Annotated in this window: 8 protein-coding genes; 4 read left to right on the forward strand and 4 right to left on the reverse strand. The window is 74.7% G+C overall.

The genetic code is table 11. The features are described 5' to 3' along the window. Nucleotides 1-88: 88 nt before the first annotated feature. Complete coding sequence (locus tag AC3CHW_RS14365) at nucleotides 89-649, reverse strand: MarR family winged helix-turn-helix transcriptional regulator (RefSeq protein ID WP_187062714.1); 561 nt, start codon at nucleotides 647-649, stop codon at nucleotides 89-91. 150 nt (nucleotides 650-799) lie between these two features. On the opposite strand from AC3CHW_RS14365, the gene AC3CHW_RS14370 reads away from it, so the two are divergent. Continuing rightward, the gene (locus tag AC3CHW_RS14370) at nucleotides 800-2,128 is read left to right on the forward strand and encodes an MFS transporter (RefSeq protein ID WP_488471053.1); all 1,329 of its coding nucleotides are present in this window, start codon (nucleotides 800-802) and stop codon (nucleotides 2,126-2,128) included. Between the two features lie 73 nt (nucleotides 2,129-2,201). Here AC3CHW_RS14370 and AC3CHW_RS14375 read toward each other — a convergent pair whose 3' ends face one another. Next, on the reverse strand, nucleotides 2,202-5,540 hold the full coding sequence (locus AC3CHW_RS14375; RefSeq protein ID WP_488470691.1) for an ATP-binding SpoIIE family protein phosphatase: 3,339 nt from the start codon (nucleotides 5,538-5,540) through the stop codon (nucleotides 2,202-2,204). A gap of 239 nt (nucleotides 5,541-5,779) precedes the next feature. Next, nucleotides 5,780-7,123: an NAD(P)/FAD-dependent oxidoreductase gene (locus tag AC3CHW_RS14380; protein WP_398608735.1), complete on the reverse strand. Its 1,344-nt coding sequence runs from the start codon at nucleotides 7,121-7,123 to the stop codon at nucleotides 5,780-5,782. A gap of 323 nt (nucleotides 7,124-7,446) precedes the next feature. Between AC3CHW_RS14380 and AC3CHW_RS14385 the strand changes: the two genes are divergently transcribed. The 3 genes from AC3CHW_RS14385 to AC3CHW_RS14395 all read left to right on the forward strand — a co-directional run bounded on the left by AC3CHW_RS14385 (nucleotide 7,447) and on the right by AC3CHW_RS14395 (nucleotide 12,909). Next, nucleotides 7,447-8,310, forward strand: a complete 864-nt coding sequence (locus tag AC3CHW_RS14385; protein ID WP_176163287.1) for a TetR/AcrR family transcriptional regulator — start codon at nucleotides 7,447-7,449, stop codon at nucleotides 8,308-8,310. Between the two features lie 1,260 nt (nucleotides 8,311-9,570). Further along, entirely contained in the window at nucleotides 9,571-11,568 is a 1,998-nt protein-coding gene (locus AC3CHW_RS14390) for a sigma-70 family RNA polymerase sigma factor (RefSeq protein ID WP_488471054.1), read from the forward strand. Nucleotides 11,569-11,946: 378 nt separating this feature from the next. Further along, nucleotides 11,947-12,909 (forward strand): glycerophosphodiester phosphodiesterase family protein, encoded by a 963-nt coding sequence (locus tag AC3CHW_RS14395; protein WP_488470692.1) that lies wholly within the window; start codon nucleotides 11,947-11,949, stop codon nucleotides 12,907-12,909. Nucleotides 12,910-13,076: 167 nt separating this feature from the next. Here the strand turns inward: AC3CHW_RS14395 and AC3CHW_RS14400 are convergent, their stop codons facing one another. After that, nucleotides 13,077-17,306 (reverse strand): BTAD domain-containing putative transcriptional regulator, encoded by a 4,230-nt coding sequence (locus AC3CHW_RS14400; protein WP_488470693.1) that lies wholly within the window; start codon nucleotides 17,304-17,306, stop codon nucleotides 13,077-13,079. Nucleotides 17,307-17,344: the final 38 nt, after the last annotated feature.

Consider the following 17,344-nt stretch of genomic DNA (forward strand, 5'->3'; position numbering starts at 1 on the left):
TGCGGCGCGAGGCGCTGCTACAGAACCGTTACGGCGCCGTGGCAACTCGGAGAACACTACGGACGGGTCCAGGGTGTGTCAACTTGGGTCAGTCGAGGTCGGTGAGCCGGCCGCCGGCGTCGGGCTGGGCCTCTTCCACGCGGCGCAGCAGCCGGGTGAGCAGCTCGCCGAGGAGGTGGCGTTCGGCCGTACTGAGGTCCTGGAGCAGGTCCTCCTCGAAGACCGTCGCCAGCCGCATCGCCGCGAGCCACTGCTCCCGGCCCTCGTCCGTCAGCTCCACGATCACGCGGACGCGGTTGTTCTCGTCCCGCTCCCGCGTCACGAGCCCCTCGGCGGCCATGCGGTCGATCCGGTGGGTCATGGCGGCGGGCGTCAGCCCGAGTCGCTTGGCGAGTTCGCCGGGACCGAGTCGGTAGGGGGCCCCGGAGAGGACCAGGGCCTTGAGGACCTCCCACTCGGCGTTGCTGATGCCGAGGGTCGTGGTCTGGCGGCCGTACGCGACGTTCATGCGCCGGTTGAGGCGCTGGAGGGCGGAGACGACCTGCTCGACCTGGGGGTCGAGGTCGCGGAACTCGCGCTGGTAGGCCGCGATCTGTTCCTCGAGGGTCGGCTCGCTCGCACTCTCGCTCGGCGTGGGTGTCTCGGGCATGCCGGGCAGTATGACACGGGCCACCTTGGCATTGAAGTCCTTCTCTGTGTACTCTTAAGCATCGAACTTTAGGGCTGAAGTCTTCGAGACTCAGCTCTCTTCTCTGTTCCGTCTCTTCTCCTACCTAGGCAGGTGAGTGTGACCACCGCGATGGGCGCCGCGTTGCGCCGTATCCAGCTGGGCAACGCGCTGAGCGCGTTCGGCAACGGCTTCACCGTCCCGTTCCTGTTCATCTACGTGGCACAGGTTCGCGATCTTGGTGCGAGCACCGCGGGCGTGGTGCTCGCGACGTTCGCGGTGGCCGCGCTTGTCGTGCTCCCCTTCACCGGTCGGGTCATCGACCGGCGAGGGCCGCTGCCCGTCGCCATCGCGGGAACGGTCGCCGCGGCCATCGGGTCCATAGGGCTCGGGCTCGCGTCCAGTGAGCCAGCGGTGATCGCGGCGGCCGGCATGCTCGGTGCGGGTATCGCGGTGATCCAGCCCGCGCTGGCCACGATGATCGTGTGGTGCTCGACGCCGGCGACGCGCTCGCGTGCCTTCGCGACGCAGTTCTTCCTCAACAACCTGGGCCTCGGTCTCGGTGGCCTGTTGGGCGGGCTGCTGGTGGACACGGCGCACCCGTCGAGCTTCGTTCGCCTCTTCGCGATCGAGTCCGCGATGTTCCTGGTGCTGGGGGCGGCGATCGCCACCGTGCGGTTGCCCCAGGTCCCGAAGGTCGAGGACGCGATACCGGCCGACAAGGGCGCCAAGGGCGGATGGCGTGTGCTGCTCGCTGACCGGGCGATGGTCCAGCTCTGTGTGCTGGGCTTCGTGATGTTCTTCGCCTGCTACGGACAGTTCGAGTCGGGACTCTCGGCGTTCGCGGTGGAGGTCACCCGCATCTCACCCGCGACATTGGGTGTGGCGCTGGCGGCCAACACGGCGGTCATCGTGATCGCGCAGTTCGTGGTCCTCAAACTGGTCGAGGGACGGCGACGCAGCCGGGTGATCGCTCTGGTCGGGCTCATCTGGACGGTGGCCTGGGTGGTCGCCGGGGCTTCCGGCCTGATCCACGGCAGCCAGGCGATGGCCACGGCGGCGATCATCTCGACGTACGCGCTGTTCGGACTCGGCGAGGCGATGCTGTCGCCGACCGTGGCGCCGCTGGTGGCCGACCTCGCGCCCGGTTCGCGGGTGGGGCAGTACAACTCGGCGTTCGCGCTGGTCAAGCAGCTCGCCCTGGCGGTGGGGCCGGCGGTGGGTGGCCTGATGGCAGGCGGTGGTCTGTACGTGGCGTACATCGTGATGCTCATCGGGTGCTCGCTCGGCATCACGGCGCTGGCGCTGCGGATGGGGCGGCGGCTCACGCCACTCCAGGACAACCCACTGCACGCCGCGATAGCCCCCGCGACCGTTCCCGGTCCCAGCCCGCGCGCGGAGGCCGACGCCGGGGCTCCGATACCCGAGCCCCAGCGGGGGCCAGTGACCACGGCTGCCTGAGCCCGGAGGCTCCGGCGGAGGGTGAGCTGAGCCCGGCCCCGCCGCGACACGCCCCGGCTGACGCACGCCGGGGTCAGTGGCGGGGCAGGGCGAACTCGCACCACACCGCTTTGCCTCCGTCGGGGGTGCGGCGTGAGCCCCAGGACGAGGCGATGGTGGCGATGATCGAGATACCGCGGCCGGCCTCGTCGGCCGGTTCGGCGCGGCGGCGCCGGGGCAGGTGGTCGTCCCCGTCCGTCACCTCGATGATCAGTCGGCGATCGGTGCGCCGGAGGCGCAGGCGCATGGGGGGTGTGCCGTGTTGGAGGGAGTTGGCGACGAGTTCGCTGGTGGCCAGGACACCGAGGTCGCGGAGCTCGGTCGGGAACCGCCAGCTCGCGAGGACGCCCGAGGCGAAGGCACGGGCGCGGGGCGCGGCCTCGACGCCGCCGAGCAGTTCGAGCGCGGCGTTGTGGAAGAGCTCGGCGTCGTGCCCGGTGCGGGCGGGGTGCTGGAGCACCAGGACGGCGACGTCGTCGTCGTGGTCGGCGGTGATGCCGAGCGACCGGATCAGCCGGTCGCACATCACCTGGGGCGAGCCGGCGGCGCCGGCGAACGCGCGCTCCAGGTCGGCCACCCCCTCGTCGATGTCCCGGTCCCGCCGTTCGACCAGGCCGTCCGTGTACAGGACGGCGCTGGAGCCGGGGCTCAGTGGTACCGAGCCCGAGGCGTGCAGCCACCCGCCGGTGCCCAGCGGCGGCCCGGTGGGCTCGGCGGCGCGGTGCACCGTGCCGTCGGGGTCGCGGACCAGGATGGGCAGGTGCCCGGCGGAGGCGTAGATGAGCCGGCCCTCGTTGGGGTCGTGGACGGCGTAGACGCAGGTGGCGATCTGGCTGGCGTCGATCTCGGCGGCCAGGCCGTCGAGGAGTTGCAGCACCTCGTGGGGCGGGAGGTCGAGACGGGCGTAGGCGCGTACGGCGGTGCGCAACTGGCCCATGACGGCCGCCGCGCGCAGGCCGCGGCCCATGACATCGCCGATGACCAGGGCCGTGCGGCCGGCGCCGAGGGTGATCACGTCGTACCAGTCGCCGCCGACCGCCGCCTCCGTGCCGCCGGGTTGGTAGGTGGCGGCGACGCGTAGGTCGTCGGGTTGTTCGAGCTTCTGTGGGAGGAGGCTGCGCTGGAGGGTGACGGCGGCCTCGCGTTGGCGGCGCTCGCTGACGCGGAGGCGCTCGACCGCCTCGACCTGGTCGGTGACGTCGGCGGCGTAGACGAGGACGCCCCGGTAGAAGGTGGTGGGTTGCTGGGCGGGTGGGACGGTGCCGAGCGGAGCGTCGGTGGCGGGGGTGGCCGGGGTCGGGTGACTCGGCGTGTCGATGATCAGTCGGGCGGGTGACGGGGCGTCGTCGGTCGGCGCGTCGGGTGGGGTGGGTCGCGGGGCGTCCCCGCCCTGGGAGGCGTCGTGTGACGGTTCGGCGTGTGACGGTTCGGCGTGTGACGGCCGGGAGGCGTCAGGTGCCGCCGGGGCTGCGGCGTTGTGCGCCCGGGGTGGGTTCGTCGACGGGTTCGTCGGGGCGCCGGGGGTGGAGTCCGCGGGCCGGGGGTCGGTGGGCGCGGAGTCGGTGAGGGCGGGGGCCGGTGCGGTGTCGGCCTCGGTGGTCGGGGTGGCCTCGGGGATGGCGTGCGAGGCCGAGGGGGGAGCGCTGTGCGGGGTGGGGGTCGCCTCGGTGGCGGCGGCCGAGGCGGTGTCGGGGTGACTGGTGGTGGCGGCGAGCGGTGGCGCGACCTGGATGGGGGTGCAGGTGAAGGTGTAGTAGCTGTCGCGGGCGCGCGGGGCGGGCGGCGCGGCGGTGGGTGCCACGCGTGGGGCCAGGCGGGCGGCGCCCGGCCAGTGCCAGCCGCGGGTGTGTCGCTCGGGCCCGCCCCGGGCGCCGGGCACCGCGCGGGGTTCCGGGTCAGCGTGGTGGAGCGGCTCGATGGCCAGATCGGCGAGCGGGTCGGCGACTGCCTCACAGATGGGGTCGGCGGTCAGGTCGGCGGCCTGGGCTGGAGCCGACGCCGGGGCTGGAGCCGACGCCTGGGCTGGAGCCGGTGTCGCGGGCGAGTCCGTGGTGGACGCCGTGGCGGGCTCGGCGGGGGTGGTCGCGGTACGGGGTGCGCCGGTGCGTCGGGCCCCGCCGCGCATCACGTCCGGGGCCGGGGTCGCGCCGCGAGGGTGGGCGGCTTCGGCGGTGGTGTCCGAGCCGTGCGGGGTGCTCGGGGCGCGGTGCGGTGCGGTGGCCGGTGCGGGTGCCGCGGCCTGTGCCGCTGTCGGTGACGGGGCGGGGCCCGGGCGACGTTCCGTGGCCGGGCCTCGGTTCGTCGCGGCGTCGCCTTCCGTGGCCGAGCCGTCGTCTGGGGCCGGTTTGCCGTCCACCGCCGGGCCGCGTCCCGGGGCCGAGCCGGGTCCCGTGGTCGAGCCTTCTCCTGCGGTGGCCGCGGCACTGGCGGCGGCCGGGCCGGTCGCCGCCGACGCGGTCGGCGCGGTCGGCGCGGTCGGCGCGGTCTCGGTGGTGGCGGCGTCGGCCGGTGCGTCACCAGGCGACGCCTCGGTGTGCGGCGTGGAGTCGGGCGGACGGGAGTCGGGCTGGGCCGACGTGCCCGGTTCGGGTGGTGCTGTTGGGCGGGAGGTGACGGGTGGGGTGGGTGGTCCGCTGGCGCCGCGGAGCACGCCGCGGAGGAGGGCGGTTCCGCCGATGCGTACCGCTCCGCCGCCGGCGCGCGCTGGCCGGCCGTCGGTGCGGTTCGGGGCGCCGTCTGCCCGAGCCGAGGTGCCGGTGGCGCGGGACGGGGTGCCGTCCGTCGTGGGTGCGTCGTCGGGGGCGGCGGTGGGCGTCGGGCCGGTGGGTGCGGTCGGTGGCGTGTCGGGGCGCGGGGTTGGCTGGGTGGGGGCGCGCGGGCTCGCGTGCGCGGGTTCCGCGTCCTGCGCGCCCGGTGCGGGTGGTGTCGCCAGGCCGCCGCGCGGCACGCGGCGCGACTTGACCGTACGGGGCGTGCCGCTGCGCAGCACCTGGTCCATCAGCGGCAGCAGCCCCATCTCCTGGAGTTCGGGGAGCGCCTCGCGGGCGGGGAGGCCGGGGGTGCAGGTGCCGAAGAGGGCCGCGTACGCCTCGTTGACGTACGCGATGCGGTGGTCAGGGCCGTAGACGACCGCGACCGGGGCCGGGACCTGGGTGAACAGGGCCTGGGCCGACAGTTCTTCGAGGGTGGGGACCTCGCCGGGGTCGGGGCGGGAGCCGGCGGTGGCCTCGGGACCGGGTCCGGCGGTGCCCCGTTCGCCGCGGGCCGCCGGGACGGAGCCGGCGGCCGTCGACGGGGTGCGCGCTGCGCGGTCACCGCGGGCGGCACGTCGCTGGGAACCAGGGAAGAGGACGCTCCAACGCGTGAAGTTCACAGAGGATTACCTCGCGGAGTCGTGGCAGAGCGGCGCACCGACGCGGGGTGGCGGACAGCAGTGCGGGGGCATGGCCCCTGGGAGATGCAGCAAACGTCCAGATCCTCGTGCTTGTCACTCTTCGCAGATACGAGCCCACCCATGGTCACACGTCCAGTGTGGCCGACCGGACTGACATCCGTCAGACGCCAGTCGCGCCGGGGGAGTTCCCGGCTCCGCGTGCGCGGTGTGACGCGCGGCTAGCTGGCTTCCGGGTGGCGGCCGGTGCCGGCGGCGAGTTCGAACTCGGCGCGCGGGTGTTCCAGCGAGCCGAGCGACACGATCTCCCGCTTGAACAGCCCGGACAAGGTCCATTCGGCCAGCACCCGCGCCTTGCGGTTGAGGGTCGGCACTCGGCTGAGGTGATAGGCCCGGTGCATGAACCATGCGGGGTACCCCTTGAGCTTGCGGCCGTAGACGTGCGCCACGCCCTTGTGGAGGCCGAGCGAGGCCACCGAACCGACGTACTTGTGCGCGTAGTCGGCGAGCGGCTGGTCGCGCAGGGTGGCGACGATGTTGTCGGCGAGCACCCTGGCCTGGCGCACGGCGTGCTGGGCGTTGGGGGCGCAGAGCGCGTCGGGGTCGTCCGAGGTGACGTCGGGTACGGCGGCGGCGTCGCCCGCGGCCCAGGCGTGGTCGACGTCCTTCAGCCGCAGCGCCGGGGTGCACGGCAGCCGACCGCGGCCGTTGGTGGGCAGGTCGGTGGCGGCCAGGAGCGGGTGCGGCTTGACGCCCGCGGTCCACACGAGCGTGCGCGTCGGCAGCCGGGTGCCGTCGTTCAGGACGACCACGCGGTTCTCGCAGGAGTCGAGCCGCGTCTCCAGGCGTACGTCGATGTTGCGCCTGCGCAGCTCGCGCACGGCGTACTGGCCCATCTCCTCGCCGACCTCGGGGAGGATGCGGTCGGTGGCCTCGACCAGCACCCATTTCAGGTCATCTGGTGAGAGGTTGTGGTAATAGCGCGCGGCGTATCGCGCCATGTCCTCAAGCTCGCCGAGCGCCTCGACGCCCGCGTAGCCGCCACCCACGAAAACAAAGGTGAGCGCGGCGTCCCGGACCTCCGGGTCGCGGGTGGACGAGGCGATGTCGAGCTGTTCCAGGACGTGATTACGCAGCCCGATGGCCTCCTCGACGGTCTTGAAACCGATTCCAAATTCGGCCAATCCGGGGATCGGGAGAGTACGGGAAACGGACCCGGGCGCGAGTACCAGCTCGTCGTAGTGAATCTCGATCGCGCCGGCGCCTTCCTCGGCGGTCGCGAGAGTACGGACGGCGGCGGTGCGCTTGGCGTGATCAATCGTCGTGACCTCGCCAATGACCACCTGGCATCTCGGCAAGATCCGGCGCAGCGGCACCACTACGTGCCGCGGGGAGATCGAACCGGCCGCCGCCTCGGGGAGAAACGGCTGGTAGGTCATATACGGCTCGGGGTCGACCACGATGACCTGCGCCTCGCTGCGCTTCAGCTTCCGCTGGAGGCGCAGCGCGGTGTACATCCCGACGTAGCCACCGCCGACAACAAGAATGCGCGCGGGTTCCTTCACCCTCCCATGACGCACCCCCAACCGGACTTTGTCCACAGCCCTGACGAAATGTATGACCGGAGGGTTCGGGGGAAGTGGAGGCTTTGGTTCGGTCACATGACGGGAAGGTGCGCAGGTCAGCGCGCGATCGCGGGGCATTGGGCCAGCGGCGAATCGGGAGAGATCGGCCGCGTACTCCGATCGGGGGGCGCTCTGGACGGAACTACCCCTTCATTCTTGACCTGGGCTCAACTATGTTCGTACTTCGTCGGGGTGTCGACACAGCCCCGGCAGCCAGGGCGGGGAGTCTCCGGGGGGAGACGTTCATTACCGGGGGATCGGTTATGCACATTCAGAGTTCGCATTGGTCATCCAGCGTTGCCACGACGGACGGGGGGAATGGCCGCAATACGCCGCTGCGCGTAGACGCTCAGCGCAATCTCGAACACGTGCTGCGAGCTGCTCGTGAGGTGTTCGGGGAGCTGGGTTACGGGGCGCCGATGGAGGACGTGGCGCGCCGGGCCCGAGTCGGGGTCGGCACGGTCTACCGGCGGTTTCCCAGCAAGGACGTGCTGGTCCGTCGGATAGCCGAGGAGGAGACGGCGCGCCTCACTGACCAGGCGCGCGCCGCACTCCGCCAGGAGGACGAGCCGTGGTCGGCGCTGTCGCGCTTCCTGCGGACCTCGGTGGCGTCCGGCGCGGGCCGGCTGCTGCCACCGCAGGTGCTGCGGGTGGGCGTCGACGCGGAGGCGGAGGCCGAGGAGGCTCGCGTTCCGCACCAGCGGCAGTCGCCGCCGGCCGCACCGGAGTTGCGGCTCGTGGAGCAGCGCAGCACGCCGGACTCGCCGGAGGGCGCCGGAACCGACGTCGCGGCGGGTGTGGGCGCGCCGGGAGCCGGCTCGGGCGCGATCGCGCCGGTGGCCGCCGCGCCGACAGGGCCCACGGCGGTGCACGGCACGGTGAGCGACGGAACGGCGCAGCAGAATCCGGACGACGGCGGTGCCACGGCGCTCCTCGAGGTCGTCGGCAAGCTCGTGGACCGCGCGCGGGCCGCGGGTGAGTTGCGGGCGGATGTCACGGTCGCGGACGTGCTGTTGGTGATAGCGACGGCTGCCCCGTCGCTGCCCGACGCGGCACAGCAGGCGGCGGCATCGGCCCGACTGCTCGACATCCTGCTGGACGGGCTCCGCTCGCGCCCGGTGGCCTGACCTCACCGTCACCCACCAGCGCGACGAGCACCCGCCGGGTACGGGCACGTGCCTGTGCCCGTACCCGGCGAGATCGACGGTCGCTCATGGGCCCGCGTTCCGTTCCCACGGCGCGCGGGCCCATGGGGCCGACGCCTGACTCGGTCACGGACCAGCTAGCCAGTCAGGCAGCCAGGCAGCGCCCTCCACCGGCTCGTGCCCGTTGGCCGCTGGTCTGGCCAACCCATCACCGGGCCCGGTCTGGCCAACCCATCACCGGGCAGGCCCCTGCCAGCCGGCCATCACTCGGCCGGCCCGCGTTCGGCCAACCTGTGCCGCCAGCCCGCGCTGAGCCAGCCGTAGGCCGAGCCAGCCGTACGGGCGGCCGACCCTCCGCGTTGTCGCTCCGCCGCGAGACCAACCCGCCGCGCAGCCACCAGCGCCGCGAGGCCGAGGCCAGCCGCGGAGCCGGCCCGCCAGCGCGTCGGCCCGCCGTCGGGCCAGCCCACGCGCGAGGCCGCCGCCACCGCCGCCAACTCGGCGCGAGGCCCACCACCACGGTCCAACCCAGCACGGGGCCAACTCCGCGCGTGAGTGACTGTTCGCTCCGGCAACGCATGGTGCGGCCAACACAAGCGATCGGTCGGCCGCCCGGTGCGCAGGCGTCCTGTCGGGGTACCCACCCGCCGTATGTGCGGACGCCAGGGTTTGCCGTGCGGAGGGTGGTGTGGGGGTGGGTGCGTCGGGGTGAGGAGCGCAGAAAGGGTTCCCCATTTGGGTGAACCGTGGGGGCTCACCCTTGCGAAGCAACCCCGGGAGGGTGGTTGCTGGAAGGGACAGGACTGGGTCAGCAACCGCTGTGGCACGCTTGCCGCGTGTTCGGGTCTGAGGGTGCGTACGGGGGCTACGTCGATGGGCGTTGAGGGGCCGGACGAACGGTGCGGTCGTGAAGAGGACGGGGTGACCGACGCCGAGTCGTACCCCTCCGGCGGCAGCCTCCCGGCCGGTCAGATACCTGGCCAGGGCGGCCCGTCCGAGCGCGAGTCCGCCCCCGGGCCGCCCCCGCCCAGGAACCGACCGAGCGAATCCCAGCCCACCGAACTCCGACCCACCGAATACCGACCGGCCGAACCCCGACCGGCCGAACCCCGAACCGCCGAGCCCAGCGTTCCGCAGCAGCGGGCCAGGGCCGGCCAGCAGGCGCGGCAGGGGCGGGGCGGGGCGCGGCCGGACGGTGGCGAGCCGGCGGATGGCGAAGCCGGCGCGGCGGGCGGGACCGGTCTGTCGACCGGGACCGGTGTGTCGGCCGGGGCCGACGCGGCGGCCGGGGCGGGTGCGGTCGCCTCGGGGGTCGGGGAGGCCGCCGGGGCCGAGGGGCGGGTCTCGGGTGGGGGTTCCGGTGGTGGCTCAGCGGGCGATCCGCCGCTGGCCGACACGGAGTTGCTGGAGCGGATGCGGGCCGGCGGGGGCGAGGCGTACGGGAGCGCGTACGAGGAGCTGTACCGGCGCCACGCGCCAGCCGTGCGCCGGTACGCCCGGAGCTGCTGTCGGGACGCGGACACGGCTGACGACCTGACGGCCGAGGTGTTCGCCCGTACGTTGCAGGCCGTGCGGGGTGGGGCCGGGCCGCGCACGGCGGTGCGGGCCTACCTGCTGACGACGGTGCGCCGGGTGGCGGCGGCGTGGACGAAGACCGCCAAGCGCGAGCAACTGGTCGAGGACTTCGCGGTGTTCGCGGAGACGGCGGCGGCCCGGGCGGCGGCGCGCGACGAGGGCGCCCCGGGGTTCGACTTCGACGCGGGCGCGGACGTACGGGCGATGCACGAGGCGGAGCGGACGCTGGCGGTGCGGGCGTTCCGTAGCCTGCCCGAGCACTACCAGACCGTGTTGTGGCACACCACGGTGGAGGACGAGCCGTTGCGCGAGGTCGCGCCGCTGCTCGGGCTGACGGACAACGCGACCGCGGTCCTCGCGCACCGGGCGCGCGAGAAGCTCAAGCAGGCGTATCTCCAGGCGCACGTCAACACGGCGCAGGTGGCGAGTGGGGAGTGCGCGCGGTACGCGGACCGGCTGGGGGCGTACGCCAGGGGCGGGCTGCGGGTGCGGGCCGAGCGCGGGTTGCGCAAGCACCTTGAGGAGTGCGCCGCGTGCCGCATGGCGGCGCTTGAGGTGGCGGACGTGAACGCGCGGCTGCGGGCGGTGCTGCCGGTCGCGGTCATCGGTTGGTTCGCCGCCGGGTACGCGGCCAAGGCCGCGGGCATCGCGGCCGGAGCCGCGGGCGCCGGGGCGGCCACCGGCGCGGCAGCGGCGGCGAGCGGGTCGACGGGCGGAGCGGCCGGCGGCCTGGCCGGCTCGGGCGCGGCGGCCTCCGGCGGCGGGGCCACGGGAGGCGGGGCGGGTGCCGGGGCCGGCGCGGCCGGGGAGGGGCTCGGATCCGCGGCCAAGGTGGGCATCGCGGCGGGCGTGGTGGTCGTGGCGGGGGCGATCCTCGCGTACGCGCTCTCGGGCGGTTCCGAGCCGAAGGAGGAGCCGCGGGCCAAGGAGCCGACGATCGCGGTGCCCGGCACCCCGCACAACCCGCCGCCGGAGCCGAGCCTCCCGCCGCCCCCGCCGGCCGAGCCCGCGCCGCCACGGCCGACGCCGGCCGCGACCAGGCCCACGCCTGCCCCAAGGCCCGAACCCACGCCCCAGCCGACGGCGCCCACGCCGGCGCCCCGGCCGACGCCGACCACCCCGGTCCCCCAGCCGCCCCCGCCGAGCCCGACACCGCCCCCCGCGACCACTCCCCCGCCCAAGCCCGAACCCACCCCGACACCAACGCCCACGCCGACGCCGAGCCCGGAGCCGACGGTCTACCAGGTCAACCGGTTGGAGTACGCGGGCGTCGGCGACGGCACCAAGCCGGAGCTGCGGCTCGTCGAGAGCAGCCCGTTGTGGCAGCGCGAGGGGCTGTCGATCGGCGGCAAGCGGTACGCGCACGGGGCCACGATGCACGCGCCGGCGTCGGTGACGATCGACCTGAACCGCACGTGCACGACGTACGAGGCGCACGTCGGGCTCGACGACCTGACGCAGGGCGTGGGCGCGGCGCGGTTCGCCGTGTACGGCGGTGCGACCAGGCTGTGGCGCTCCGGGATCGTGCGGGCGGGTCAGCCGGCCGTTCCGGTGCGCGTCTCGCTGGCCGGGCAGGAGTCGATCCGGCTGGTGGTGGAGCCGCACTCGGTCTTCGGCCGGGTGGCGCTCGGGGACTGGGCCCAGTCGCGCATCGGGTGCCGGTAGGGCGGGGTGCTGGCGCGGGCGGGTGCCCGTGGGCCGGGTGCCCGTAGACCGGGTGCCCGTAGGCCGGATGCCCGTAGGGCGGGTGCCGGCGTGGCGTACGTACGCATCGGTGGCCGTGCGTACGTGCCGGTCATGGTGCGGGCGGGGGGAACGTACCGGTGGCCGTTCGGGCGCGGTCGGGAGGCGGTGGGCACGGGCTGGGGCGGCGGGCTGCGGGGCAGCGGGACGGTGGGACGGTGGGACGGTGGGAGGCTGACGTTCCGGTTGCCGTCCTTTTCGCCTGGTAGACCCGTTTGGTTCATCAACGGGGGTTAGCTTGCCCGGCAGCGACCCCCCGGGTCGCGGCGTCCGTCCCCCCGTGTCCCCGCAGGAGTTCCCATGCGCCGTCATCTCTCCGTGCCGGTGGCCGTCGCCGTGCTGGCCGCCGCCGTCCCCGCGCTCACCGGCAGCAGCCCGGCCACCGCGCGCTCCGGCGACGCGGCGCCCGGGCACGCCCGGTCGAAGCCGCTGGTGATCGCGCACCGCGCGGGCACGGCCGACGCCCCGGAGAACACGTTGGTGGCCATCCGTACGTCCCTGCGGGCCGGGGCCGACGGGCAGTGGCTGAGCGTGCAGGCGACCCGGGACGGCGTTCCCGTGCTGTACCGACCCACGGACCTCTCGTCGCTCACCGACGGCTCCGGGGCCGTCGCGGACCACCGGTTGCGCGACCTGGCCGCGTTGAACGCGGGGTACCACTTCAAGGACGAGCGGGGTGGGTACCCGTACCGCGCGCGTCCGGTGCGCATACCGACGCTGGCCGCCGCGTTGGACGCCGTCCCCGCGGGCAAGCAGGTCTACCTCGACCTCAAGCAGGCGCCGGCCCGGCACGTCGTGGACGCGGTGACGCGGGTGTTGGACGAGAAGCGGGCGTGGGGGCGGGTGCGGCTGTACTCGACCGACGCGGAGGTCACCGGGCTGCTGGCCAAGGACCCGCGGGCGCGGGTGGCCGAGTCGCGGGACGCGACGCGGCAGCGGCTCGCCGAGGTGGCCCTGGAGCGCGCGTGCAAGAGCACGCCGCCCGCGGGCTCGTGGGCCGGGTTCGAGTTGAAGCGGCAGGTGACGCTCCAGGAGAAGTTCACCCTCGGCACAGGGGAGTCCGCCGTCACCGCCCAACTGTGGACCCGCGAATCCGTCGACTGCTTCCGCTCGGCGGACAAGGGGCGTCCCAAGAGCCGTACGCCCATCGTGATGCTCGGCATCAACACGCCCCAGGATCTGCGCACCGCGACGCGGCTCGGCGCCACCGCCGTCCTCGTCGACTCCCCCCGGCAGATGATCCGGGACCGGCACGACCACTGAGCCCCGGGCACCCACCGGCCGGCCCGGCGCGCCCACCGGCCACCACGCACCGCTGAACCCGTCAGCCCGGACAACCCGCCAATCCGGCAACCCGCCAACCCGCCAGGCGAGGACGGGCTAGAACGAGCTGGGGCGGGCTCGTAGGAGCTGGGACGGGTCAGGACGGATTACGACTCGGCCAAGGTGGGCCCGGGCGGTGGTGGGTCGGACGCCGCCAGGACGTCGCTGATCAGCGCGACCGCGGCGGAGATCGAGAGCCCACGGCCCGCCGCGCGCAGGGCGGCGCACTCCGCGTCGCCGATGGCCTCCCCCACCGCGCGGGCGGTGCCGTCCGTCGTGGCCCGGGCCAGCGGGGTGCGTGGCAACCGGTCGCGCCAGCCGTCGGCGGCGCCGAGCAGCCGGGCCGCCGCGCGCTGCTCGCCCTGCTTGACCAGCACGTACGCGGTGGTCTCGGCCGCGTGGGCGAGCAGCACCTCCGTACAGTTCGCCGCGCTGCCATCGGCCAGCGCGTCCCGCAGCCGGCGCAACCCGCCGCGCGGGTCGCCCTCCTCGGCGGCGATCCGCCCCTCCAGGCTGCTCAGCACCACGGTGAATTGCGGGGGCGGAGAGGCGTGCCGGGCCGCCTCGCGGGCCTGGTCGGCCAGGGCTCGGGCGCTCGCGACGTCGCCGCGCGTCAGCTCGATGGACGCGCGCAGCGACCTGTTGAACGCCCGCGCCTCCACCCCACCGAACCGCTCCGCCTCCGCGTCCGACTGGTCGAGCAGCGCGGTCGCCGCGGTGGGGTCGCCGCAGGAGAAGGTGAGTTCGGCGAGGCGGGAGATGAGGAACGGGGTCTCGGTGTACGCGCCCAGCTCGCGCGCGAGGCGCAGCGCCTCGCGGTAGTGGGCGCGGGCCTCCGCGTAGCGGCCGTGGACCGCCGCCAACTCGCCGCTGGCCTCGTTGATCTGGGTCAGCATCCAGCGGTCGCCCACCCGGCGGCTGATCTCCTGTAGTTCGGCCCAGTCACGGTCGACGCGGTGGACGCCGCCGGTCATGTCGATGGTCAGGTGGGTGCGGAACATCAGCGTGACGCCGAGCGCCCATTCGTCGCCGTCGCGGCGGCAGTTCTCCGCCGCCTGGTCGAGCAGCGGCGCGACGCCCGCGTGCCCGTCGGTGAGGTATCCGGCGAACGGCCACAGCAGCCCGGGGAACCGCACGCCGACCTTCCCCCGCTGGCCGGCGTACGCGTCGCGGATGGCGCGGGCCGCGGCCAGCGCCTCCGGGTCGCCCAGCACCTCGGCCGATCGCTGCTCGGACAGCAGGAGGTAGAGGAGGAGTTGCAGGTCGAGGCGGCGCCAGTAGCGCGCGACGGCGGCAGGGTCGTCCGCCGACGGCGGGCCGTTGAACTCGGGTTGCGCGCCGGAGCCGACGCGCGCGTCGGGTTCGTGGATCGCGGGCCAGGCGCGGGTCCGGGTGCGGGCGGCCCCGCGCTCGGCGGAACCGAGCCCGGCGGAGTCGCGCCCGTTGCCGTCGGTTCCGTGGGAGGTGTCCTCGTCGGAGACATGCGTGTCGGAGGCGTACGCGTCGGAGGCGTACGCACCGGGGCCGGGCGTTCGGGTGCCGGGCGGCTCGTACACCGCGAGGTGGTGCGCCGACTCGAAGGCCAGGGCGCGGCGGACCCAACCCGCGCCCTCGGTTCGGTAGTCGCGCAGCCACCAGAACCAGCCGAGGGCGAAGACGAGGTCGATCGCCATCTCCGCGTCGGCGATGCCGTTGCCACGGTCGTGGTCGTGGTGGTGGCCGTGGTGGTGGCCGTGGTGGTGGCCGTGGTGGTGGCCGTGGCTGTGGTCGTTGTGGCCGCTGTGACTGCTGTGACTGCTGCGGCTATGGTCGTGGTTGTCGCTGAGGCCGCCGCTGGCTGGGTGGTCGGGGCTGGTGGGGCGCGTGGTGGCGGTGGTGGCAGGGTGCTCGGCCGGAGTGAGGCAGCGGTGCAGCGCCGCGCGGACGTTGTCGAGTTCGGTCTCCACGCGGCGCAGCCAGGGCAGTTGGTCGGCGGAGCGGAGCCGGGGTTCGGCGGTCTGGGCCAGGTCCCGGAAGTAGCGGGCATGCCTGCGGGCGGTCACGGTGCGCTCGGCCCGGCCGCGCGGGCTGGCCAGCGCGCGTTCGGCGACGCGCTCGCTGACGTACTCGTGGATGGTCTCCAACATGCGGTACCGCGCGTCGCCGCCGGTGCCGTCGGCGGCGACCGGCGTGTGCCTGACGACCAGGAGCGACTTGTCGACCAGCGCGCCGAGCAGGTCGAGCACGTCGGCGGGGTCGATGGCGTCGGCGGACGCCGTGGCGGGGGCGGCGGAGCGGGGCGCGCGGGCGGAGTCGGGACGCGCGGGCGGCTCGGGGCGCGCGGGCGGCTCGGGGCGCGCGGGCGGCTCGGGCGGCGCGTCCGAGCAGACCGCCTCCGCCGCCGACAGGTCCCACCCGCCGGCGAAGACCGAGGCGCGGAGCAGCACGGTGCGCTCGCGCTCGTCGAGCAGGTCCCACGACCAGTCGACCACCGCGCGCAGCGTCTGCTGGCGCGGCAGTACGGTCCGGCTACCGCTGGTGAGCAGGCGGAACCGGTCGTCAAGCCGGTCCGCGATCTGGCGCGGCGACAGCATCCGCAGCCGGGCGGCGGCGAGTTCGATGGCCAGCGGCAGCCCGTCCAGCCTGCGACAGATCTCGGCGACCGCCCCGGCCGTCTCCGGGTCGCGCGCCGGGTCGAAGCCCGGCCGCACGGCCGCGGCGCGCTCGGCGAACAACTGGTGCGCCGGCGCGGGCGCCAGCGGCTCCACGGGGCGCACGGCCTCGCCCGGCACGCCGAGCGGCTCGCGGCTGGTGGCGAGCACGGTGACCTGCGGGCAGTGCGTGAGCAGGGTCTCGGCGAGTTCGGCCGCCGCCTCGATGACGTGCTCGCAGTTGTCGAGGATGAGCAGCAGCCTGCGGTGCGCGCAGTGTTCGACCAGGCGCGCGGTGGGTGACGTGCTCTCCGGCGCGGTGCGCGGTTCGAGCCCCCCGGCGTGCAGGTTCGTGTCACGACGGCCGACGGCGCTGAGTACCGCGCCGGACACGTCGGCGGGGCTGTCCAGCGGGGCGAGTTCGGCGATCCACACGCCGTCGGGGTACGCGGCGGCGACGGTGGCGGCGGCCTCCTCCGAGAGCCGGGTCTTCCCGGAGCCGCCGGGCCCGGTCAGCGTGACCAGCCGGGCCCCGTCCAACTCCCGCCGCAACGACTGGATCTCGGCCCGCCGCCCGACGAAGCTCGTGAGCCGGGACCGCAGGTTGCCCCGCGGCGCCCCGGCGATCCCGTTCCCCGCTCCGGCCCCGGCCCCCGCCGCCGCGCCCGGCGTGCGCGGGGCGCCCTGAGCGTCCGGGCCGCCCTGGGCGCCCTCTGCTGATGTGACCGGCCCGACCGGCGGCGCGGGCGTGGCGGGCGTGGCGGAGGCGCCCCGGCCGGCTCGTTCGGGCCGCTCGTCGGGTACGGGCTCCGCTGCCGCGGGCTGCTCCGCTCGTACGGCCTGATCCGCTGGCACAGCCTGCGCGGCGGAAACCGTACCCAGCTCGCCGGATCCGGACCCGGACCCGGCCCCGGCGCCGGCGCCGGGAGGGGGCGGCGGCGTGTCCCGACGGTGGGGCGGATTGGTCGAGGCCAGTGGACCCGTCAGGAGTTCGGCGTGCAGGTGGCGCAGTTCGCTGCCCGGGTCGGTGCCGAGGCGGTCGGCGAAGGTGCGGCGGGCCTCCTCGTACGCGGCCAGGGCGTCCGCCGAGCGGTCGGCGGCCCGTAGGGCGCGGATGAGTTGGGCGCGGAAGGGTTCGTCGAGCGGGTGTTGGGCGATGAGTTCGCGCAGCTCGGGTATGACGTCGGTGCCGTGGCCGAGCGCGAGTTCCGCGTCGATCCGCTGGTGGAGCGCGGTGAGGTGGAGCGCGTCGGCGCGGGCCGCGGCCACCGCGCGGTCCGGCAGGTCGGCGAGGGCCGGGCCGCGCCACAGGGCCAGCGCGTCGCGCAGCAGCGCGGCGGCCGTCGCGGCGTCGCCGGCTTCGAGGGCGCGCCGGCCGGCGCCCGCGCGCTGCTCGAAGAGGGCCAGGTCGATCTCGTCGGGCGCGGCGGCGAGCCGGTAGCCGCCGGGGGCGGACTGGATGGCGGGCTTGCCCAGGTTGCGGCGCAGCCGTCCGACGAGCGCCTGGAGCGCGGCGGGGGCGTCGTGCGGCGGCTCGTCGCCCCACACGTCGTCGATCAGGGCCCTGGCCGGGACGAGCGCGGTGGCCGGGCGGGTGGCGTGCGCGGCGAGCGAGGTGAGCAGCGCGCGCAGGCGCGGGCCGCCGACGGGCAGGGGTTGCCCTCGGTGGTCGTACGCCTCGGTGGTGCCCAGGATCAGATACCGCACTCGCCCATTGTCCTCGTTCAGTTCGTCGAACCGCCGCT

Source organism: Streptomyces sp. MGP-BFMKR1 (genome assembly GCF_057766585.1).